This is a genomic window from Nocardioides sp. CPCC 206348, assembly GCF_048654705.1.
In the GTDB taxonomy this organism is placed as follows: Bacteria; Actinomycetota; Actinomycetes; order Propionibacteriales; family Nocardioidaceae; genus Nocardioides.
On sequence record NZ_JBMCZA010000192.1, the window covers coordinates 9,369 to 13,635 of the forward strand.

General features: G+C 67.1%; 5 protein-coding genes and 2 pseudogenes. 2 read left to right on the top strand and 5 right to left on the bottom strand.

Annotated elements, in window-relative coordinates:
- Positions 1 to 187: 187 nt before the first annotated feature.
- Positions 188 to 1,132 (top strand): 1,4-dihydroxy-2-naphthoyl-CoA synthase, encoded by a 945-nt coding sequence (locus ACOADB_RS16780; RefSeq protein WP_378600863.1) that lies wholly within the window; start codon positions 188 to 190, stop codon positions 1,130 to 1,132.
- A gap of 189 nt (positions 1,133 to 1,321) precedes the next feature.
- Here the strand turns inward: ACOADB_RS16780 and ACOADB_RS16785 are convergent.
- From ACOADB_RS16785 to ACOADB_RS16800, 4 genes and pseudogenes are all read right to left on the bottom strand, one after another.
- Positions 1,322 to 2,335: pseudogene (locus ACOADB_RS16785) on the bottom strand (tyrosine-type recombinase/integrase); the annotation flags it as partial.
- Between the two features lie 26 nt (positions 2,336 to 2,361).
- Positions 2,362 to 2,622, bottom strand: a complete 261-nt coding sequence (locus ACOADB_RS16790) for a helix-turn-helix domain-containing protein (protein WP_378600866.1) — start codon at positions 2,620 to 2,622, stop codon at positions 2,362 to 2,364.
- A gap of 11 nt (positions 2,623 to 2,633) precedes the next feature.
- A complete protein-coding gene (locus ACOADB_RS16795) occupies positions 2,634 to 2,849 on the bottom strand; it encodes a hypothetical protein (protein ID WP_378600869.1) in 216 nt (71 codons plus the stop codon).
- Between the two features lie 264 nt (positions 2,850 to 3,113).
- Complete coding sequence (locus ACOADB_RS16800; protein ID WP_378600872.1) at positions 3,114 to 3,470, bottom strand: hypothetical protein; 357 nt, start codon at positions 3,468 to 3,470, stop codon at positions 3,114 to 3,116.
- A gap of 72 nt (positions 3,471 to 3,542) precedes the next feature.
- On the opposite strand from ACOADB_RS16800, the gene ACOADB_RS16805 reads away from it, so the two are divergent.
- Positions 3,543 to 3,869 (top strand): winged helix-turn-helix domain-containing protein, encoded by a 327-nt coding sequence (locus ACOADB_RS16805; RefSeq protein WP_378600875.1) that lies wholly within the window; start codon positions 3,543 to 3,545, stop codon positions 3,867 to 3,869.
- 26 nt (positions 3,870 to 3,895) lie between these two features.
- On the opposite strand, the pseudogene ACOADB_RS16810 reads toward ACOADB_RS16805, so the two are convergent.
- Positions 3,896 to 4,267: pseudogene (locus ACOADB_RS16810) on the bottom strand (AAA family ATPase); the annotation flags it as partial.

A 4,267-nucleotide genomic window follows, 5' to 3' on the forward strand; every position in this document is an offset into this window, starting at 1 on the left:
CGTGATCACGACGATCGGATACTTGCTGCCCTGCAGCGTGTTGGCCTTCGAGCCGCCGGACGCTTCGTACTCCGCGACCTGGTCGCGGACCCATTGCCAGCTGCTCGGAACGTACGTGCCCTGAAGTGTCATACCTCCACAAGACCACGTGGCCGACCGGTATTCCAGACCCGTTAGCGTTCGACCCATGAGTGCCATCGACGGTGTCAGCGAGATCTTCGACGCGAGCCAGTGGGACGTCGTGCCCGGGTTCGAGGACCTGACCGACCTCACCTACCACCGCGCCAAGGAGCACGGCACGGTCCGGATCGCATTCGACCGGCCCGACGTGCTCAACGCGTTCCGCCCCAACACCGTCGACGAGCTGCTGCGCACGCTGGACCACGCGCGGATGAGCGCGGACGTCGGCTGCGTGATCCTCACGGGCAACGGCCCGAGTGCCAAGAACGGCAAGTGGGCGTTCTGCACCGGCGGCGACCAGCGGATCCGCGGCAAGGCGGGCTACCAGTACGAGGACAAGGCGATCGGCGCTTCCGACACGGGGGCCGAGGAGCCCAGTGTCATCGACAAGGCGAAGCTTGCGCGGCTGCACATCCTCGAGTGCCAGCGGCTGATCCGGTTCATGCCGAAGGTCGTCATCTGCGTGGTGCCCGGCTGGGCGGCCGGCGGTGGCCACTCGCTGCACGTCGTGTGCGACCTGACCCTCGCCTCGAAGGAGCACGCCCGGTTCAAGCAGACCGACGCAGACGTGGGCTCCTTCGACGGCGGCTACGGCTCGGCGTACCTCGCCAAGATGGTCGGACAGAAGTTCGCCCGCGAGATCTTCTTCCTCGCCGAGGAGTACACCGCCGACGAGATGCACACGATGGGCGCCGTCAACCGGGTCGTCGAGCACGCGCAGCTCGAGACCGTCGCCCTCGACTGGGGCCGCAAGATCAACGGCAAGTCGCCGACGGCCCAGCGGATGCTCAAGTACTCGTTCAACCTGCTCGACGACGGCCTGGTCGGCCAGCAATTGTTCGCCGGTGAGACCACCCGCCTCGCGTACATGACCGACGAGGCCCAGGAGGGACGCGACCAGTTCCTCGAGAAGCGTGAGCCGGACTGGTCGCCGTACCCCTGGTACTACTGATTCGGCCTGTTTGTGCAGGTCAGAGCGTTGCGGGCCCTCTCTGGTCCGCAAAAAGTCCGCAGAATTCGAGAGAGGTCCCGATTCGGGGCCGTCTGACGGGTCTGCGGTGGGCCGCGCCAGGGCTTGCTTCATGAGCTCGGAGGCCGCAGCTCGGGTGCGGTCCGCAGCCGTCGGCCACAGGTGGCTGTAGGTGTTGAGGGTCGTGCTGGCGGACGAGTGACCGAGGGCGCGTTGCACCGTCACGACGTCGCACCCAGCCGCGATCAGACCGGAGGCGTAGAAGTGCCGCAGGTCGTGCAGTCGCACGCGGGTGAGCTTGGCGGCGGAGCGGGTGGCTCGCCAACGCCAATGGATGGAGTTGTCGTAGAGCGGCTCGTCGCCGACGGTGAACAACCACGGGACCTGGGCGTTGTCGCCGACGTTCTCGTGGACGTGGCTCGCGAGGATACTCACGAGCTCGTCGGGCAGGAACACGGTTCGCTCCGAGCCGTACTTCGGCGCTCGAACGACGTACGTCGAGCCGTCCCGCTGTAGTTGCCGGGTGACGTACAGTTGGCCACGGGTCAGGTCGAGATCGCCGAGTTGTACGGCGGCGGCCTCGGCCTTGCGGAGGCCGGCGAAGGCGCAGAGGGCGACGTAGGCGCGGAAGCCCTTGCGGGTCGACACACGTTCGCTGTCGGCATGCTCAAGCAGTCGTCCGACTTCTTCGACTGTGGGGATCTGCATCGCCATGTCTGCCTTGCGTCGTCGGGGGAGGACGACGCCGATGCAGGGGTCCGCTGTGATCACTCGGTCGGTGACGGCGGCGCGGAAGACGGAGCGGACGATGACGAACCTGGTCTTGATAGTCGTGGCAGCGAGGCGGGTGCTGAGGTCCTTGATCCATTCCTCGATGTGGGAGCGTCGGACCGACCGCATGCCGAGGTCTGCGAACGGCACCGATCCAGTCGCGAGATCGGCATTGGCTCGGGTCGAGGGCACCCACAGTTGCCGCGCCGACCACTGTTCGTAGAACTCGTGGAAGGTCACTTTGCCGGCGTTCGGGTCGACGTAGGTGCCGGTGAGGACGGCTGCGGCGACCTCATTGAGCCAGCGCTGGGCGTCGATCTTGCGGTTGAAGTGGCGGGACCGCTCGCGGTCCTGCTCGTCGCGGTAGCGGGCCCGCCAGCTGCCGTCAGGACGCTTGGCGATGTTTCCGGCCATGATCGCTCCCCTCGTCGCTTCCAGAGTCAGCGTTCGCTGGCCCGATCGCTGGTGCTTGTCGACTCCTGTGGAGAACTGGGCGCGCGGCCTTGCTCGGCGCGCCACAGGACCAGGTTGGATCGCCAATAGCGGACGTGGCGCTGGACCTTGAAGCTGAAGGGTCCCGTGCCGCAGTAGCGCCAGTACCGCATGGTGGCGACGGGCACACGCAGGAACTCGGCGGCCTCGTCGATGGTGAGCATCTCGTCGTTCTCGTGGGTGTCGATCTCGGATCGCGCAGTGGTCATGGCGTCGGCTCCTAGCGGTGGGCGTTGACAGGGGACAGGAACCGTCGTATTTCGGCGACGGTGGTGTAGAGGCGGCCGGTGCCGTTGAAGCGCCAGAAGCGTGGTCCGACGTGTCGTCGGCGCCAGTCGCGGACGGTTCGTTGGGGTGTGTGGATGAGGGTGCAGAATTCTTCGAAGGTCAGGAGTGCGCTGTCGTTCCAGTCGTCGGGTATCTCGATGGGGTGCATGCCGGTCCTTGTGGTGGTGGGTAGTCACCTAGGTCCAGCGGGCGGTGCCGGGCGATCACGAGCCGTTGGTGGATCTGCTGGACGTGGGTGGGCAGGACCGTGTGAGCGTGGCCGGTCGGGTACGCCTGATCCGAGGGGGGAACCTGCCGGAACCCGTCACCGGGCTGGTGTTTGCGCAGGTCAGGAGGTTCCCCCCACTCGTTTCGCCGGAGTGTGGTCAGTGGTGCCGGACACGGGTCGTGCCCCGGTTTCAGCTGACCTCGATCACTCCATGTCGGAGCAGGGGACGTTGATGCCGATGTCCTTGGCCTCGATGATCAGGATGACGGCGGCCTCCTCGGTCGTGTGGCTCAGAGAGGGTCGCGGCGTCAGCTCGCCGGTGACGACGATCTGCTGGCCCGCCCTGAGTTCCTCGCGCGCCTGGACCGCGAGTTCGCCCCGGCAGACGACTTCCCCAACGCCGATGCCGGGACAGATGCTGGTGTCGCCAGCGGGCTGGTTGGTCGCTGATGCGTCGGGGAGGTAGCTGATCGGGAAGACCGTCGTCGGAGGCGAGCGGTCGGGGTCGAGCGCTGCCGGAGCGGCGCTCACGATCACGGTGGCGGTGACAGCGAACGACATCGACGGAATTCCTTTCCTCGTTTTAACCGAGGAAACATGCTAAGCCGAGGGACGGTCAAAGACAATGCGTTCGTGCCTCGGACCGTTCGACCTGACCTTCCCCAACCCGTCGAGCTTGCGGTCGAGGTGTTCGGCGCCCGGCTGCGGGTGGCGCTGCTCGGGGCCATCAACGAGCACGGTCCGTGCACCAAGGCGGAGCTGCGTCGGTTGCTGGGTGGCTCGGAGGCGAACCTTCACGCTCACCTGACGGCACTCGAAGAGGCCGGAGTGGTGCTCGCCGACCCGCGGCGCAGCGACGAGGCCGGCCCCGTCACTCGCCGCTACAGCGTTGATGCTCAGCGGGTCGACGCGCTGCTGGAGGTTCTCGCCAGGGCCGTCAGGCCGCCGGAGTCGCGGTAACTCCAGCCTCTTGTGGGTGGGCTTGCTCAGATTCCGACGCCGGGACCGCGGGCGGGTCGAGCCATCGGCGGCAGCGGTGGCGCCGGTCTCCTCGGTGCCGTCGTGGGTTGGGTGGGGCCGTAGCGGTCGATGTCGTCGAGTGCGCGCTGTCTGGCGTGTTCTGGGCCGAGGTCGGCGCGGTCGCGGTTGAAGGTGGTGATCCATTGCTCGCGGGCTTCGGTGATGGAGTCGGCGACGAGGTGCGCGGTGTTGGCGTGACGTCCCCGTGTCATCGCGACGTAGGTGGCAGCGGCCCCGGTGGACTCGGCGAGGGCGAAGTGGGCGTGATCGACGGTCTCGCCCTGAGCGCCGTGGACGGTCGTGGCGTAGGCGAGCTCGACATGCTGGGCGACGTAGGC